Genomic DNA, 16,960 nt, shown 5'->3' with positions numbered 1-16,960 from the left:
CAGCTGACGCATTTTCCCGCCTTATTGGCATCTATTGCCATGCCGGTCCAACACCGGCGGCTCTTAGCGTTATTTGTGAACAAGGATCGGCGCAGAAGCCGACGCACTGACATCAAAGGAGATCCGGTGGGTTTATCTAAAGTAGGAAATCACGTCCAGAACCCCACAGGCGAGACGGAAGAATATTCCGTCGTCGTGATCGGCGCGGGAATGGGCGGCATTTATGCCCTTCACCGATTCGCCGATCTGGGCCACAACGTACACGGCTTCGAAGGAGCCGACGGTGTCGGGGGCGTCTGGTATCACAACGCATATCCGGGTGCCCGCGTCGACCTGGAGAGCCACAGCTATGCCTTCATGTTTGACCCTGAGCTTTACGCGGGTTGGGATTGGAGTGAGCGTTACGCCGCACAGCCCGAGATTCTGCGGTACCTCAACTACGTGGCGGACCGCCTCGATGTGCGCCGCAACCTCTCGCTGAACACGTGGGTGACATCCGCCGACTGGCAGCCCCACGAGAACAAGTACCTCATCAAGACCAATACTGGCCGCACGGTATGGGCGCGCTACCTGGTGATGGCAACCGGACAGCTTTCCAAGCCGCGTAAGCCGGATTTTCCGGGACTCGATGACTTCGAAGGACAGTGGTATCAGACCGCACACTGGCCCCAAACACCCGTAGAAATCGCCGGCAAGCGCGTGGCACTCATCGGAACGGGATCGTCGGGTGTGCAGGCTGCCACGGAGATCGCAAAGACTGCCGGGCAACTCCATGTCCTGCAACGAACCCCGAACTACTCAATTCCTGCACACAATGGGCCTGCGGACACGCGGAAGAAGGCGCGCCTCAATAAGAAGGTTCTGCAACTGCGCGACGAGTCGTACAACTCGCCGGTCGGCTATGTAATGCAGGGTTTTGCGGGCAAGGCCTCAGACTTCTCCGAGGAACAGCAGCAGCAGATTCTCGAATCCAGATGGGCGTTCGGGGGCCAGACACTCTTGGGAACTTTCTCCGACCAGGGGACGGACATCGACGTCAACAACGTCGTCGCAGAATTCGTCCGCGGCAAGATCCGCGACATGATCGATGATCCCGCGACCGCTGAGAAGTTGATGCCCACGTCCTACCCGATTGGCATCCGACGCCTGTGCATTGATACCGGCTATTACCCGATCTTCAATCAGAGCAATGTCAGCCTCGTTGACTTGAGAAGTGAACCTATCGAACAGATCACCAAGACCGGGATCAAAACCCGAAACAACGAGTACGAAGTTGACCTGATCGTCTTCGCCCTAGGGTTCGAGGCATTTACGGGCGCCTTGGACCAGGCCAACGTCCGAAACGAATTCGGTCAGCAGCCGAGCGACCGGTGGAAGCACAAGCCGCAGACCCATTTGGGTGTCATGACCCATGGATTCCCGAACCTGTTTATGCTCACCGGCGCACAAAGTCCAAGTGTGCTGGCAAACTTCTTCGTAGGGAATAACCAGCACGTCGATTTTGTGGCGGACATCATTGCGCACGCGGAAAAGAAGGACGCCACACGCATTGAGGCGAGTTTGGAGGCGGAACGGGAGTGGGGCGATCACTGCAATGAGATTGCAGCGCCGCTACTGCGCCGGGCCGTGGACAACTACATGGTCCACGTCAACAAATATGACGGTTCGCGCTATTTCATCCCGTACGCCGGTGGCTTTGACAAGTACGTCAAGAAGGTGGAGGAAGTCGTCTCCGATGACTACCGCGGCTTCGTTTTTACTAAGGGCTTATCTACTGGCAATCCAGAACCAACCGTGATTGAGGGCCGGGGCCGAGACGCCGTTCTCACGGCGAAGTAGGTCACCGCGAGCTCCCCGGCAGCCGTGCTGGTCATCCAGTACGGCTGCCGGGGAACTTTTTGTTCTTGCTTGCCATGTATTTGGCGACGCCCAGGTCACTGTCACACCCGGCTTGCACTGACGGGGGCATTATTTTGGCGCAGTTTCCTTCCTTGTTGGCGCCGATGGCCATGCCGGTGCAAACCCACCCGCTCTTAGCGTTAATTGTGGGCGGACTAAGCAGCGAAAGCCGACACACTGACATCAAAGGAGATCCAGTGAACTTGTCGAGTTCAGTACCCACATCCGGCCCTCGACGCTAAGGCGCCGACCACCCACAATCCACACGGATATTAAGGAACGACAATGAGCAACATACTCGAAGGCAAGACCGCCATCATCACCGGTGCCGGTTCAGGCATGGGTTTGGCGGCTGCCCGCCTGTTTCATCAGCACGGCGCGAACATCGTGTTGGCAGACTTCTCGGGAGCCCAAGAGAAAACTGCTGTGGAGCTCGGAGAACGCACGGTGCCGATTCAAGCCGACATCTCAAAGGCCGCAGACGCAAAGGCAATGGTCGACCTGGCTGTCAGCGAGTTTGGCGGACTGGACATTCTCTGCAACATTGCGGGTGCCAATGCTCCAATGGTGCAACACCATGAGGCGCTGGAATCTGACTTTGACAAGATGATCAACGTGAATCTCCGGGGCGCATTCCTCACGATGAAGTACGCCGTTCCAGCCATGGCGCAGCGCGGCGGTGGATCGATAGTCAACGTGGCTTCGGCAGCGGCGCTGATGGGTACGCCTTTGTACGGCAGTTACAGTGCCGCTAAGACCGGGCTCCTCGGGCTGACCCGTACTATCGCCCTTGAATATGCAGAGCAGAATATCCGGGCAAACTCCATCTGCCCCGGCCCCATCAGGACCCCAATGATGGAGGAAGCTCTCGCGGAAAACCCCGCGGCAGCCGACTATCTGATCAATATGGTGCCCTTGCGTCGCGTCGGAACCGCAGAAGAAATCGCGGATGCTGTTCTTTTCCTGGCGAGCGACCAGTCTTCGTTCATCACGGGTATCGCTCTCCCCATCGACGGTGGACAGACCGCTGCATAACTGGAAGACCAACCATGAGCCAGAAATATTTGACCAGGCCGAAGGTCAGTTCATTCGGCAACGATCCTTTGAAGGTACGAAGCACTTTTGCACAGTTTCCCTCCGGTGTTGCGGTGCTCGCGGTCGAAGCCGGTGAGGAGAAGCATGCGCTCGTGGCATCTTCGTTCATGGTTGGAGTGTCGCTCGAACCATGTCTCGTCGCCGTAGCTGTGCAGAAGTCGTCGGAGACTTGGGAACAAATTAAGGATGCAGTTTCACTCGGGGTGTCGATCTTTGGCAAGGGTCAGGGACATCTGACCCAAAAGCTCGCAGGCAAGGACCGCGCCGCACGTTTTGAGCAGGTGGCAATCGACGTCGGGGAGAACGGGGCCGTCTTCATAGAAGACGCGGCATTGTGGCTTGAGTGCTCGATCCACGAGGTGTCAGAAGCCGGCGACCACTGGATGGCGCTCCTTGAAGTTGAGAAGCTCGGAGTCGGCGACAACGAACCGCTCATTTGGCACGGCGCCAAGTTCCGCGAGCTTGTTAACGCTCAGTCGATCGACGTCGTCTAACCATGTTGACCCTGGTGGAGTGATGGAAGGAAGTTATGAGCGCCATTGAAACGGCGTCCGGCGTTAGTTTTTCCTCTCACGCTGCCCGCGACATCCCACTGGGTCATACCGTGATAGCGGCCGTCGTCCAGTGGCGGGACAAAATTGCCCTGTTCAGAAGGAGCCGAAATCTCGGTCACGACAGTGGCCTCTGGCATTGCATTACCGGCTTTATGGAAGCCGGAGCCACACCCGAACAGCAGACCCTTGAGGAGTTGTTTGAAGAAACTGGTCTGGAACCCAAGGATCTCCTCGGTCTCCTCCCGGGACCGGACCTGGTGGTGGCAGACGGTTTGGGGAATCCATGGCTCATTCACACTTTCACTGCGTTGACATCCCGTCGTCGACTGAAGGTCAACTGGGAAAATGATACCTACCGGTGGACAGCTCCGCACAAGGCCAAGCGGTTCGCTAACAGAGTGGTCTGGCTGGACAACGTGCTCGATGCGACAGGGCACGTCCCGGCTATCGCTTCGGCGTATGACCCGGGGCGGCCTCCTGGAGGATGAGATCCAGAAGTCCCGGAAAGCGGACCTCTAGGTCCTCAATATGTGCGGGCCCGCATCGGGCCGCAGCTTTGACGTTCCCGTCCATCGACCACTCACTTAGAGGAAACACATATGTCCAATCTTGGAATCATTGGCAGCGGCAACATTGGCACTGCAATCGCTCGTCTGGCCGTAAACGCTGGCGTCCCTGTAGTAATGGCCAATTCCCGCGGGCCGGAGAGTCTTGCCAGCCTAGTGGCAGAGTTGGGACCCCTGGCGTCCGCAGGTTCCCTTGAACAGGCGGCTGAGGCCGGAGACGTCGTCGTGTTGTCCATACCGTTGACGGCACACACGTCCATTCCTGCTTCGCTCCTCGCCGGCAAGGCGATACTGGACACCTCCAACTACTACCCGTTCCGGGATGGAAGGGTTGCTGAACTGGACGAGGAAAGGCTGACCACCAGTGAGTTGGTTCTTCGGCACTTCCCGGGAGCCGGACTGACCAAAGCGTTCAACAACATCCTGGCCCATCACATCCCCGAACTGGCGCGTCCTTCCGGTGCCGCTGACCGGACAGCACTGCCGGTTGCGGGAGATGACGCCTTTGCCAAAGCCAAGGTGGTCAGACTCATTGACCAACTGGGCTTCGACACTGTGGACGCCGGTCCGCTGGCTGAGAGTTGGCGTTTCGAACCGGAAACCACGGCCTACACCAGGCTGTACGTGGCCGATCCCTCGACCCCGGACGAGAAGCTGCTCGAATCCGCAGCAGGACCCGTTTCGGCCGAGCGGCTGAACGAGGCGTTGAAGAATGTTGAACCGGTCCGGGTTGGAGCGCGAAAGTTCTAAAAAACCGCTGGCCGCCCATGATTGACGCTGTTTCATAACCTCATGGCACGGGAATACCTATTTGCCCTACAGCTTCAGCTCCTAGCGTTGTTCCAAGCGGGGCCAGCAAAGAAGCAGGCCCGGTGCATGAGTAGAAAGAGCTGGATTTATGTCCCTGACAGATGCTCAATTGACTGAGCTGTATGACAAGCAGGCCCTCCACGACAACCTGATGCTGTATGCGAGGGGCGCCGACCGGCACGACCACGAGCTGATGAGATCCACCTACTGGCCTGATTCTTTCGACGATCACGGCAGCTACGTTGGAAACGGCCACGGCTGGGCAGATGCTGCCATGACCTGGCACGATAAAATCCACAGCTGCAGCCACCACATTTCCAATGTGCTGTCCGAGATCGACGGGGACCGCGCCAAGCGCGAGAGCATGTTCATCTGCGTAGTTCCGTTCAAAGATCCCGAAGTGACCATGTTCCAAGCCGGCCGCTACCGCGACTTGTGCGAGAAGCGCGACGGGGTGTGGAAGATCCTTCATCGCACATGCATCTGGGACTGGATCGATGTACGGCCCGTCAACGCCGATTGGGACGTCGTGAATGTTCCCCGTGTCTCGCACTGGGGAGCCTGGTATCCGGAGGACCCGATCTACCTCGACTGGATCGAAAGTCCGCCGACCGAATTCTCCCGTTAGCCTGCTCCTGCAGCGGCTCCCGTCCGTGAACCGATGGCAAAGCGCCTGCCAGCCCCATGACGGGGCCAGCAGGCGCTTTGGCTTTGTGCGGTATCAGACTGCGTAGGGGTCTGCGATGCCGATGTACTGCGTGGTGGTGTATTCGGCGATGCCTTCGGAGCCGCCTTCGCGGCCGAGGCCTGATTGTTTGACTCCACCGAAGGGTGCGGCGGCATTGGAGATGACGCCGGCATTGAAGCCCACCATGCCGAATTCGATCTGCTCCGCGACCCTGAGTAAACGGTTGATGTCGCGGCTGTAGAGGTAGGAGGCGAGGCCGTATTCGCTGGCGTTGGCCAGGCGGATGGCATCGTCTTCGGTGTCGAAGGAGGTTACCGGGGCTACGGGTCCGAAGATCTCCTGGCGGAGGATGTCCGCGTCATTGGGTACGTCCGCCAGCACGGTGGGCGGATAAAAGTAGCCGGGACCGTCCACAGACTTACCACCGGTGAGGGCGGTAGCACCGGCGTCGACGGCGGCACTCACCAAGGCGTGCACGTCGTCCCGGGCTCCGGCGTCGATCAGAGGACCAACTTGGGTGGACGGTTCGGTGCCGCGGCCGGTCACCAGGGCTCCCATGGCACTCGCGAACTTTCGGGTGAAGTCCGCTGCGACGGAGGAGTGGACCAGGAACCGGTTGGCTGCGGTGCAGGCCTCGCCCATGTTCCGCATTTTCGCGGCCATTGCCCCTGCTACCGCGGCATCGAGGTCTGCGTCCCCAAACACGATGAACGGGGCGTTGCCGCCGAGTTCCATGGAGGTACGCAGGACGTTTTGCGCTGCATCTGCCATTAGTCGTTTGCCCACCGGGGTGGAGCCGGTGAAGGAGATCTTCCGCAGGCGAGGGTCAGCCAGCAAAGGGCCGGAGATCCCTGAAGCAGATGAGGAGGCGACGACGTTCAAGACTCCGGCGGGCAGGCCGGCGTCGAGCATGGTTTGGGCGAAGTACTGAGCGGTCAGCGGGGTGAGTTTGGCTGGTTTGAGGACCATGGTGCAGCCGGCGGCGATCGCAGGCGCGACCTTGCGGGTGGCCATGGCGAGCGGGAAGTTCCACGGCGTGATCAGCAGGCACGGACCAACGGGTTTGTGCTGCACCAGGATCTTGTTCTTGCCCTCGGGCGTGGTGAGGTACCGGCCGTAGTCACGGACCGTTTCCTCGGAGAACCAACGCAGGAACTCGGCCCCATAGGTGACTTCACCGCGGGCTTCGGCCAATGGTTTACCCATCTCCAAGGTCATGAGCAGGGCGAAGTCTTCAGCTCGCTCGATGACCAGGTCGAAGGCGCGGCGCAGGATTTCGGCGCGCTCTCGCGGTGCGGTCCTCGCCCAGGAAGCTTGCACGGCGTCGGCAGCATCGAGGGCGGCTACGGCGTCCTGGCTCGTGGCGGAAGCCAGCGTAGCCAAAACCTCGCCGGTGGACGGATCGTGGACGTCAAAGGTGCCGCCGTCGGAAGCGTCACGCCACTGCCCACCGATCAACAGACCGGTGGGAACAGACTCGAGAAGCGCAGCTTCGCGTTCAGATGAAACGGCAGGGGACAGCGCAGAAACAGTCATAGAGGGAAGTCCTTAAGAATTAGAAGGATGGAACAGTGGGGCCGGGAACGGTTTAGTAAGCCTTGACTCTCTGCTCAACCAATAAATGGATGAGGGCAAACACGTTGTTTTCTTCGATGGCAGTCAGCGCCGCTTGGATAGCGGCAGGAACGTCTGCATCATGTTCTACCTTGATTCCGAAGCCACCAAAAGCTTGTGCCATGAGCGCGAACTCCGGGTTCTTCAACTGAGTGCCTGAGACTCGCTGCGGATAGTGCCTTTCCTGGTGGGTGCGGATGGTGCCATATTCCTGGTTGTCCATAACGATGACCAGGGGAGTGGCGCCGTACTGGGCCGCGGTGGCCAGTTCCTGGCCGTTCATGAGGAATTCCCCGTCACCGGCAATCGTCACCACTCGCCTGCCCGGGTATTCCAAGGACGCGGCGATGGCGGACGGTATGGAATAGCCCATGGAGCCATTGCGGGCGCTGATCATCGAGGCGTAGCGCTGCGTTGGGAAGTAGCGATGTGCCCAGTTGGTGTGCTCTCCGGCGCCAAGGGTGATCATGGCGTCGGCAGGCAACGTGGGGACAAGGTTGGCCATCAGAGTGTCCATCCGTGCGGGACCCGCCGTCGGCATCGCAGAGGGGAGCGCAGCGAAGGCCTCCTGTTCCCTGCGCATCTTCGCCGTCCAATTCACCCATTCGTCCTTCACGGGAAGTTCGATCTTGGCCAAGTCGCGGACAAAGACGTCCGGCTTGGCCAGGATTTGGTAGGAGACTGGTCCGGAGCGGCCACGGAGGGATGGGTCGATGGTGACCAGGAAGTTCTTATTGTTCCAGTCCTGCCGGCAGAGGAATCCGTCGGTTATGACGTCTCCGGGAACCGTGCCAACGAAGATGAGCAGGTCAGTTTCTTCGAGGAGGTCGTAGGTGGGGCGGGGACGGCCGTAACCAATGGGGCCAACGTAGGAAGGGGAACCAAAGGGGATGGTGCCTTCAGTGCGCCATTCAGCTGCGGCGGGTATCTGGTGTTTTTCGAGCCATTCGGTGAGCTGGTCGGCACCTTCCTGGGTCCAGTCGTTTCCGCCGGTGACGAACAATGGCTTCTTTGACGCGGCCAGGGCCTCGGCCAGTGCGGCCGCGTCCACAGTGGTCATTCCGCCGGTGGCGACCGGAATGGGCGGATGAAGGTCGGCAGGGATCTGCTGGCGGATCACGTCCTCGGGAAGTCCGACGACGACGGGACCGGGCCTTCCGCTCATGGACGCGAAGAGGGCCTCAGCGACGATTTCGGAGGCACGTTCGGCGTGATCGAGGACCATCACACGTTTGGCGCCGGTATCGAACCACGCTTTGATGTCGAACTCCTGGAAGGCCTCCCGGTCCCTGTGGGCGAAAGGGATCAGCCCCACGAACAGAACCATGGGAGTGGAATCCTGCCATGCGGTGTGCAGGCCGACGTGGGCATTGGCTGCGCCGGGTCCACGGGTCACCATCGCAATTCCCGGCAGCTGGTTCATCTTGCCGTCGGCCTCGGCCATATACGTGGCCCCGCCCTCATGGCGGCACACGATGGTCTCGATGGAGGAGTCGTGAAGACCGTCCAGAACGTCAAGGAAGCTCTCGCCAGGTACCACATGGGCCCGCTTGATCCCGTGGGAGGCAAGAGTGTCAACAATGACGTGCCCAGCGGACTTACGGGATGCCTGCAGCAGCTCCCCTGGCAATTCGTCTTGCTCTACCGTTACTTGTGTCATGAGTATGGGCCTTTACGCTGGATGCCGCGTCTTTCCGCGACAGGTTCAGTGGGGATGCGACTACAGGAGGATGCTCAACGGGCTTTCAATGCGTTTCTTGAAGGCGGCCAACAACTGCGCAGCCACCGCACCATCGATCACGCGGTGGTCTGCGGAGAGTGTGCAACTCATGACAGTGGCAATTGCCAACTGACCGCCGCGGACCACGGGACGTTGCTCAGCCGCCCCCACGGCCAGGATCCCGGCCTGGGGCGGGTTGAGAATTGCGGAGAATTGCCGTGCCCCGTACATTCCCAGGTTCGTCAGGCTGAAGGACCCGCCGTCCAGCTCCTGCTGCCGGATGCGGCCGGTGCCGGCCCGTTCTTTGTAGTCGCCCATGACCTTTCCCAGCGAGCTGATCGAAAGGTTGTCCAGGCCCCGGACGACCGGGGTGAGGAGCCCGTCCGTCGTGGCGATGGCTACAGAGACATCCACAGTGGAATAGCGGCGGATGGCGCCTCCTTGCCAAGAAGCGTTTGCGGCGGGCACGTCCACAAGGGCACCGCCCAAGGCCTTAAGGACCAAGTCATTGACCGTTGTTTTCTGTGCATGAGCAGTCGTGTCCTCATTGATCTGCTTGCGCAGGTCCAAGAGGGAGTCCATTTCCACGTCGATTGAGACGTAGAAGTGGGGAACAGTGGTCTTCGACTCTGTAAGCCGTCGTGCGATGGCTTTGCGCATGCCTGACAAAGGTACGTCCTGGAAGTTCTGCACGCTCTGTCCATGCTGCGCGGCCGATGGGGACCGTGGAATGGATTCTCCCGACCCCGGGGCTGATTCGGGGGTAATGGCCCGCTGCATGCGGGCAGCTTCTACATCCCCGCGGAGGATCCTTCCGTTGGGTCCGGAGCCTGTCAAGGTTGAAAGTTCGATGCCTAGTTCTTTCGCGAGCTTGCGGGCCAGCGGTGAGCCGAACACCCGCGAGCCCGCACCCTGAACTTGGGTGGATGGGTCCGAGGTTGAATCTGGAGCCGTAGGCCGGGTGTCCCGGCGGGTAGCTGGCGCTTCAGTGTCCTCGGGGACGGGATGTTCTGCGAGACTGTGCGATGCGCCGCCGGCCGAGGCAATCTGCTGATCGATCAAAGCTTCGTCCTCGCCGGCTTCGACCAGCACAGCAATGGGCTCCCCGACGCCCACGGAAGTTCCGGGTCTGATCAACAGTCTGCCTACCGTGCCGGGAAACTCAGCCTGCAGTTCGACAGTGGCCTTCTCAGTCTCAATTTCTGCGATCGGTTGACCTGCTGCGATGGTGTCGCCTATTTTCACAAGCCAGTCTTGAAGAGCTGCCTCAGTGGCGTCGGCCACTACTGCCGGCATGGTGATGATGGTTGCCATAGTGAATGTCCTTCGATGGTTCCGGTTCAGGAAAGGCCGAGATTGCGGGCTACTTCGTCGAAGCCAGCAAGGACGTCCTCAAGATCGGCATTGGCGGCAGCCTCAAGGACTTTCGAGATGCTCGGAGCAGCTTCCTTGCCTGTAACGCGCTGGATGGGCTGGTCCAGATGGTCGAAGAATCTGCGCTGAATCTCGTCAGCCAGCCAGCCGCCGTAGGAAGTGCCGCGGGCACCCTGCTCGACGATCAGCACGTTGTTCGTTTTCTGGATTGATGTGCCGATCGTGTCCCAATCCAGGGAGGCTCGGTCGAGCCATCGCAGATCGATGATTTCGGGATCGAGGTCAAGGCGCTGCTCGGCGGCCTGAAGCGAAACGTCCACCATGTTCAGGTAGCTGAGGACGGTGACGCCTTGCCCGGCTCGGCGCACGGCTGCCTTGCCAACCGGCAACTGATAGTCGAGATTGCCTTCGGGAATTCTTCCCTTGGTTCCGTAGAGGTCTACGTGCTCAAGAACGAGCACCGGGTCTTGGAGTTCCAAAGCGGTATTCATCAGCCCGATATAGTCTTGCGGCGTGGACGGCGCTACGATGCGCCAGCCCGGGTTGTTGGCAAAGATGCCAGCCGGATCCATGGAGTGCTGGGAGCCATAGCCTGCTCCCATTGCCACCTTGGACCTAAGAACCACAGGCATGGAGGACTGGCCGCCGAACATATGCCGGGCCTTGCCGATCTGGTTGAAAATCTGGTCAGCGGCTACCCACAGGAAGTCTGAGTACATGAACTCCACGACCGGCTTGTAACGCCCGGTCATGGACAGGCCGCCTGCTAAACCTGCGAAGGCGTTTTCGCTGATTGGAGTTCCCAAGACGCGGTCGGGATGAGTATCCTTCAGCCCGCGGGTAGCCCCGTTGGTGCCGCCTTTGAGCCGGTGCACATCCTCGCCGAGGACAAGTACGCCCGGGTCGAGGTCCATTCGGCGGCCGAGCACATCTGCGATGGCATCCACGAAGCGACGCTCAACAGTCCCGGCTTCGGCATCTTCGCCGGGCGCTGAGCCAGTCAAAGCGGGTTCGCTCCTGATATCCCGGTCTACAGACGTGGGATCCGGCCAAAGAGCGGGGCGGATCCGGCGGGCGCCCTTGGCGCTTTCCGGGTCCTTCTCCGTGATTTCTTCAACAATTCGCGTAATTTGCTCAGTGATGTGCGAGGTGAGATCACTGAGTTGTTCGTCCGTGAGGAGGCCACGCCGGGTCATCTCTGTGGCCAGTTTGGCCAAGGGATCACGATCACGCCACTGCTTCTCCTCCTCCTTCGTCCGGTATCCAAAAGCGCTGCCGGGGAAGGGGCCGTTCTGGTGGAAATAGCGGTATGTCTCCGCCTCGATGAGTGTTGCACCCATGCCGGCGCGCATGTGATCCACTGCAGCCTTCTGGGCAAGGTAAACAGCAAGGGGATCCATGCCGTCCACTCGCCAGGACCTGATTCCGAAGCCGGGCCCACGGGCCGCCAGCCGAGGTTCCCCGGTGACGTCGGCAACGTGGGTGGAGACGGCATAGAGATTGTTTTCGATGTAGAAGCAGAGCGGCAGACGCCAGGCAGCGGCCAAATTGAGTGTTTCCAGAGTCGAACCGATATTTGAGGCGCCGTCGCCGAAATAGGTCACCGTGACGCCCATACTGCTCGCCAGACCGCCGTCGTCGTGGACTTCTGCGTCATGACGCTGAGCCCAGGCATTGCCCGCGGCAAGTGGCACCCCGCCACCCACGATTGCGTTAGTGCCCAGGGCACCGGCCTCAAGCCACTGCAGGTGCATTGATCCGCCGCGGCCACCGCTGAAGCCGGCCTTGAGACCCAAGATCTCCGACATCGTCCGCCGGATGAACTCAGTGATTTGGTCGTTCTTTATGCCGTCGATGATTGACATACCGTTCGGGGACAGATAGGCCAGACCTTTTGCCAGGAACTGGTGATGGCCGCGGTGGGTGCCGTTGACGCCGTCCGTTCCCTGCAGCGCGAGTATGGACCCCACGGCAGCGCCTTCCTGGCCAATGCTGGAATGGGCGGGGCCGTGTACCAGGCCCTCTGCTGCCAACTGCAGGACAACTTCCTCAAAGATGCGGATGGTGTGCATGTGAACCAGCATGGATTCGAGCAACTCGGGAGCTGCCGCATCCCAGTCGTCACGGGTTGTGCTCAGCTCCGTGCACTCTGTCGAGTAGGTCAAGGGCGTAGTGGTTGACATCTTTGGCTCCCATGGGCGTACGTGCATGGCTTTTGCGTTCGTCTCACCATAGGCAAGCAAATGGATCCAATTCAAGGAGAACATCCCTTGAAAGCGCGCCATTCTTCCTTGAATGGATCCATTCAGCCATGTTTGCGTATGCTGGGTGCATGGCAACCGAAGCAGTGCTTTTGAAGAAGTCGGGCGCTGCGAGCCAGCGCATCGCAGACGAACTGAGCCAAAGGATCCTGGATGGACACCTGCCTCCCGGGACCAGGATCCGCCAGGAGCAGATCGCGGAAGAATTCGGAGTCAGCAGACTTCCGATCCGTGAGGCCTTGCGCATTCTTGAAGCACATGGGCTCGTCACGCTCGTCGCCTCATCCGGGGCGTGGGTCAGCTCCATGAACCTCGCTGAGTGCCAGGAAACTTATCTCATCCGCGAACGAATCGAGCCCCTCGCGCTGGGACAGGCAATCGACAACGTCAGCCAGGAAACCATGGACAGGCTCGCTCAGTTGTCGGCGGAGATGGAAAATTGCACAGTGGTGGAGGATTTTGTTGAGTTGGATCGCCAATTCCACCTGCTGAGTTTTCAGGATGCTGGCTTGCCAACGCTGCTGGAGATGGTGGAGAGGCTCTGGAACACCACCCAGCATTACCGGCGCGCATATGTGCAGCTAATCGGGCCTGAGGGGCTGGAGGACACGAACTTAGAACATCGGCTGCTGCTGGCGGCCATCCGCCGGCGCGACATCCGGTCCGCGGAGGAATTGCTGGGGATGCATGTCCGCAAAACGCGCATTGCCCTGCTCGATCACCCGGAAATATTTGATCGTCGGGGATGACTGCCTGGAGCCGCGTGGGACTGTGATGCCGACCGCTATGACTATAGGGTGCAGCGCTCTCAGGTAGGGCACGGGGAGGCTCCGCTTAGCGCCTTGGTCCTATGGGCGGGTAGTTGCACTGTAGCCGAACCTGTGTCACAAATCGCATAATGCGAGAGTAGCTAAATTAATGTGAGCATTTTCCTTGACGCGTCGTTTTGGGCGAAGTAGCGTCGGCGTACCGGAGCGATGGCAGAAGAGAAGCCTCGAACCGGAGGTCATGTGCAGCCCGGCCATGTCTAATTGCCGGCGAAAAACCCAGGAGAATATATGCGGACAACGAAGTCGCAGGCCCTGCTGACAAATCCATCGACTGCGGAGAAAGCCGTGGCAACTGTCCACACCGCAGAATCTACGGAGTTCGGACCAGAACAAAAGAAATTGCTGCACCGCACTGTTGCCGGCAGCGTCGTTGGCAACATCATCGAGCAATACGATTTCGTCCTGTACGGATCGGTGGCAGCTCTGGTTTTCGGCAAATTGTTCTTCCCGAGTTTCGACCCGACCGCTGCACTGCTTGCATCTTTCACCACGTATGCGGTCGGTTTCATTGCCCGCCCGCTGGGCAGCTTGGTAGCTGGACATGTTGGGGACCTGCATGGTCGGAAACGGGTCCTTGTCGCCATGCTGCTCATCGCCGGCATTTCAACCACCGCCATCGGGCTACTTCCGACCTATGCCGCGATCGGCTTTTGGGCAACGATCTTCCTCGTGATATTGCGATTTGTGCAGGGTTTCTCGTTCGGTGGGGAATACGGCGGCGCCATTCTGATGGTGAGTGAAACGGCTCCGCCAGCCAAGCGCGGGTTTTACACCGGACTGATCCCAGCATCATCAGCGATCGGCGGGCTGTTATCCACCGGCGTGCTTTTCGCTTTGAGTTTCATGCCAACGGAGACCTTCGAAGCGTGGGGATGGCGGGTACCGTTCCTGCTGTCGATAATTCTCGTGGTGACTGGTCTGGTTATTCGGCTTCGACTCAAAGAGACGCCGGTGTTCAAGGCCGCAGAGGCTGAGGGTAAGACCACCCGCAAACCCATCCTGGAAGTCATCAAGACCAACCCCAAAGAGCTTCTCCTCGCAGCCGGAATCAGTTTTGGATTTGGTACGCTCGCATACGTGTTGGTGACTTGGTTGCTCAGCTACATCACCATCAGCCTTAAGCTCGACGCGGGTGTAAGTCTCATTGCCCTGACCATTGCATTCGTCTTCTACGGACTCAGCGACTGGTTCAGTTCAGCGATCTCCGACCACGTTGGTCGTCGACCCGTCATCCTCTCTGGTGGAGTAGCTTTCGCCGTCTGGGCCTTTCCCATGTTTGCCCTTATTGACACCAAGAATCCCGTTTTGATCACTGTCGCAATGACAGTCGGGACAATATTGGCCGGAATGATCTATGGACCGCTGGCCTCGTTGATCAGTGAGCTCTTCGCTACCAAGTTCAGGTACAGCGGTGCCTCAATGGGATACCAACTCGGACAGACCATCGGCGGCGGATTTTCGCCCCTGATCGCAACGGCTCTCTATGCGGCAACGATGGCTTCCTGGTCGGTCGCTCTCTATCTTGTGGCCGCCGGGGTCATCACAGCAGCGTGCGTGTTTTTCCTGACGGAAACCAAGGGACGAGACCTGACGCACTGACAGTCGTCCTGCTGCCACGGGTTCAGTAGCCGGCAGAGCCTGCCGGAGTTGGCTTCAGTGCTGAAATGTGACGCGTATTCGGGCGTTGTTGACGCGGAAAACTATATTCCGCCCGCGCAGCAATCCATTAGCCTTAAACGAGAACGAGGGCTAACGGCAAACTTTCGCATGACCGTCAATCCACTGCCTGTTATCAGAACTCCCGTTCGACAGTGCTGTCGTTCAGTTGTGGGAAAGCAAACGGTGGCAGCAGGGCATATTTGTTGCGCGCGGTGGCCCCGGCATCTTTACTGTCTCAGTGTAAAAGTACCTACGGATCGACCACGAAGACCATGAACTGGTGGATCCGTAGGTCATCGGGGGAGTTCTACAGCAGGATTGCGCTCGGACGTGCCTGCCATGACCGCCGAATGCATTGTCCTGGCTAAAGACAAATAGATTCTGAGTCTCAGGGGTAACACAATAAAGGGAATGAGTTTGTATGACGACAATGACTGCTGAGGGCATCGGGTTTCGGTCCCGGCGCGGACCCATCCTTATTGCATTGATGCTTTCGACGGGTCTGGTCGCGATTGATTCGACGATTGTTGCAACCGCGGTGCCTTCGATTGTGAATGACGTTGGCGGGTTCAGTTCCTTTCCGTGGCTTTTCTCTGGATATCTTTTGGCGCAGGCCGTCTCGGTGCCCGTATACGCGAAGCTCTCGGATGTCGTTGGTCGTAAACCAGTCCTCCTGACCGGTATCGGTCTTTTCCTGCTCGGTTCGATTCTCTGTGGAGTGGCCTGGAGCATGCCTGCCCTCATAGCATTCCGAGTACTGCAGGGTCTGGGCGCGGGGGCAGTGCTGCCGATGGCCATGACCGTCGTCGGCGATATCTACACAGTGGCTGAACGGGCTAAGGTTCAGGGCTATCTTGCCAGTGTGTGGGCACTTTCCTCAGTCCTTGGTCCCACATTAGGCGGTGTGTTCGCCTCGTTCGGCATCTGGCGTGGCATCTTTCTGGTGAACATCCCTCTTTGCATCTTGGCTGGGTGGATGCTGATTCGATCGTTCGAAGAGAATATTGAGCGCACTAAGCATAGGGTCGACTATTTGGGGGCGGTATTGCTGACGTTGGCGCTGAGCCTGCTCATTCTTGGGGCACTTGGGGGTGGCCAGGCCTGGGACTGGAACTCTTCCGTCAGCGTGGCCATCTTTGCCGCCGGTGCTCTTCTGTTGGCCGCGTTCATGCTCGTCGAACGGCGAGCCATGGAACCGATACTGCCTCCGTGGGTCGTGTCCCGCCGTTTGCTCGCTACGACTGCGCTAACCTCTGCCGGCGTCGGTGCAGTCATGTTCGGCCTCACCTCCTACGTTCCCACCTTCCTTGAGGGAGCCGCTAGAACCTCCCCCGTACTGGCCGGGCTCGCCTTGGCAGCGCTGACCATCGGTTGGCCAATCAGCGCGTCGCAAGCGGGCCGCGTCTATTTCCGCATCGGATTCCGGAACACGGCCCTGCTGGGCATCACGGTGACGGTCATCGGCACCGCTTTCCTTGCGCTGACCGCCGCTGCGCCTAACGTCCTTGTCGTGGCAACGGGGTGCTTCGTCGTCGGGCTCGGACTCGGACTGGTGGCGACGCCTAGCCTCATTGCCGCCCAGACCAGTGTCGAATGGAACGAGCGAGGCGTAGTCACCGGTACCAATCTCTTTGCACGGTCGATCGGCAGCTCCATCGGTGTCGCCGTTTTCGGGGCAGTGGCTAATGCGATCTATGCGCGGGTTCCAGCCGGGGAGTCCGATCCCCAGACGATCGTGTCGGCGTCTACTGCTGTGTTCATTGCCGTACTTGTCAGCGCCATACTGACCGTCGTCGCTGTTATCGCCATGCCACCTATATTGGCCGAGAAGACGACGCCCGGCGCGGCTGCCAAGGCCAACACGATCTCATCATAAGAACTGGGCCGTTG

At 59.4% G+C, this 16,960-nt stretch carries 12 protein-coding genes and 1 pseudogene; 9 read left to right on the top strand and 4 right to left on the bottom strand.

Going from position 1 to position 16,960, the window contains the following annotated elements; all coding sequences use genetic code 11:
• Positions 1-75 precede the first annotated feature (75 nt).
• The 6 genes and pseudogenes from ACR30Z_RS08160 to ACR30Z_RS08135 all read left to right on the top strand — a co-directional run bounded on the left by ACR30Z_RS08160 (position 76) and on the right by ACR30Z_RS08135 (position 5,552).
• Positions 76-1,839, top strand: a complete 1,764-nt coding sequence (locus ACR30Z_RS08160) for a flavin-containing monooxygenase (RefSeq protein ID WP_434372015.1) — start codon at positions 76-78, stop codon at positions 1,837-1,839.
• Between the two features lie 345 nt (positions 1,840-2,184).
• A complete protein-coding gene (locus ACR30Z_RS08155; protein WP_434372014.1) occupies positions 2,185-2,934 on the top strand; it encodes an SDR family NAD(P)-dependent oxidoreductase in 750 nt (249 codons plus the stop codon).
• A 14-nt stretch (positions 2,935-2,948) separates the two neighbouring features.
• Complete coding sequence (locus ACR30Z_RS08150; RefSeq protein WP_434372012.1) at positions 2,949-3,488, top strand: flavin reductase family protein; 540 nt, start codon at positions 2,949-2,951, stop codon at positions 3,486-3,488.
• A 35-nt stretch (positions 3,489-3,523) separates the two neighbouring features.
• Positions 3,524-4,036: an NUDIX domain-containing protein gene (locus tag ACR30Z_RS08145; protein ID WP_434372011.1), complete on the top strand. Its 513-nt coding sequence runs from the start codon at positions 3,524-3,526 to the stop codon at positions 4,034-4,036.
• A 99-nt stretch (positions 4,037-4,135) separates the two neighbouring features.
• Positions 4,136-4,864: pseudogene (locus ACR30Z_RS08140) on the top strand (NADPH-dependent F420 reductase); the annotation flags it as partial.
• A gap of 148 nt (positions 4,865-5,012) precedes the next feature.
• The gene (locus tag ACR30Z_RS08135; protein WP_434372010.1) at positions 5,013-5,552 is read left to right on the top strand and encodes a nuclear transport factor 2 family protein; all 540 of its coding nucleotides are present in this window, start codon (positions 5,013-5,015) and stop codon (positions 5,550-5,552) included.
• Positions 5,553-5,645: 93 nt separating this feature from the next.
• On the opposite strand, the gene ACR30Z_RS08130 is transcribed toward ACR30Z_RS08135, so the two are convergent.
• The 4 genes from ACR30Z_RS08130 to ACR30Z_RS08115 are packed head-to-tail and all read right to left on the bottom strand — an operon-like array spanning position 5,646 to position 12,503.
• Positions 5,646-7,148 carry an NAD-dependent succinate-semialdehyde dehydrogenase gene (locus ACR30Z_RS08130; RefSeq protein WP_434372008.1) on the bottom strand — a complete coding sequence of 501 codons (1,503 nt, stop codon included), beginning with the start codon at positions 7,146-7,148 and terminating at the stop codon, positions 5,646-5,648.
• Between the two features lie 52 nt (positions 7,149-7,200).
• Positions 7,201-8,886, bottom strand: a complete 1,686-nt coding sequence (locus ACR30Z_RS08125; protein ID WP_434372007.1) for a thiamine pyrophosphate-dependent enzyme — start codon at positions 8,884-8,886, stop codon at positions 7,201-7,203.
• Positions 8,887-8,946: 60 nt separating this feature from the next.
• The gene (locus ACR30Z_RS08120) at positions 8,947-10,260 is read right to left on the bottom strand and encodes a dihydrolipoamide acetyltransferase family protein (protein ID WP_434372005.1); all 1,314 of its coding nucleotides are present in this window, start codon (positions 10,258-10,260) and stop codon (positions 8,947-8,949) included.
• A 26-nt stretch (positions 10,261-10,286) separates the two neighbouring features.
• Positions 10,287-12,503 (bottom strand): alpha-ketoacid dehydrogenase subunit alpha/beta, encoded by a 2,217-nt coding sequence (locus ACR30Z_RS08115; RefSeq protein ID WP_434372003.1) that lies wholly within the window; start codon positions 12,501-12,503, stop codon positions 10,287-10,289.
• Positions 12,504-12,652: 149 nt separating this feature from the next.
• On the opposite strand from ACR30Z_RS08115, the gene ACR30Z_RS08110 reads away from it, so the two are divergent.
• From ACR30Z_RS08110 to ACR30Z_RS08100, 3 genes are all read left to right on the top strand, one after another.
• Positions 12,653-13,330 (top strand): GntR family transcriptional regulator, encoded by a 678-nt coding sequence (locus ACR30Z_RS08110; protein ID WP_434372002.1) that lies wholly within the window; start codon positions 12,653-12,655, stop codon positions 13,328-13,330.
• A 309-nt stretch (positions 13,331-13,639) separates the two neighbouring features.
• Positions 13,640-15,010: an MFS transporter gene (locus ACR30Z_RS08105; RefSeq protein WP_434372001.1), complete on the top strand. Its 1,371-nt coding sequence runs from the start codon at positions 13,640-13,642 to the stop codon at positions 15,008-15,010.
• 481 nt (positions 15,011-15,491) lie between these two features.
• Positions 15,492-16,946: an MFS transporter gene (locus tag ACR30Z_RS08100; protein WP_434372000.1), complete on the top strand. Its 1,455-nt coding sequence runs from the start codon at positions 15,492-15,494 to the stop codon at positions 16,944-16,946.
• Positions 16,947-16,960: the final 14 nt, after the last annotated feature.

Origin of the sequence: Paenarthrobacter sp. FR1 (genome assembly GCF_051106045.1) — a bacterium.
In the GTDB taxonomy this organism is placed as follows: Bacteria; Actinomycetota; Actinomycetes; order Actinomycetales; family Micrococcaceae; genus Arthrobacter; species Arthrobacter nitroguajacolicus_A.
This window is presented reverse-complemented; position numbering and strand designations above follow the sequence as displayed.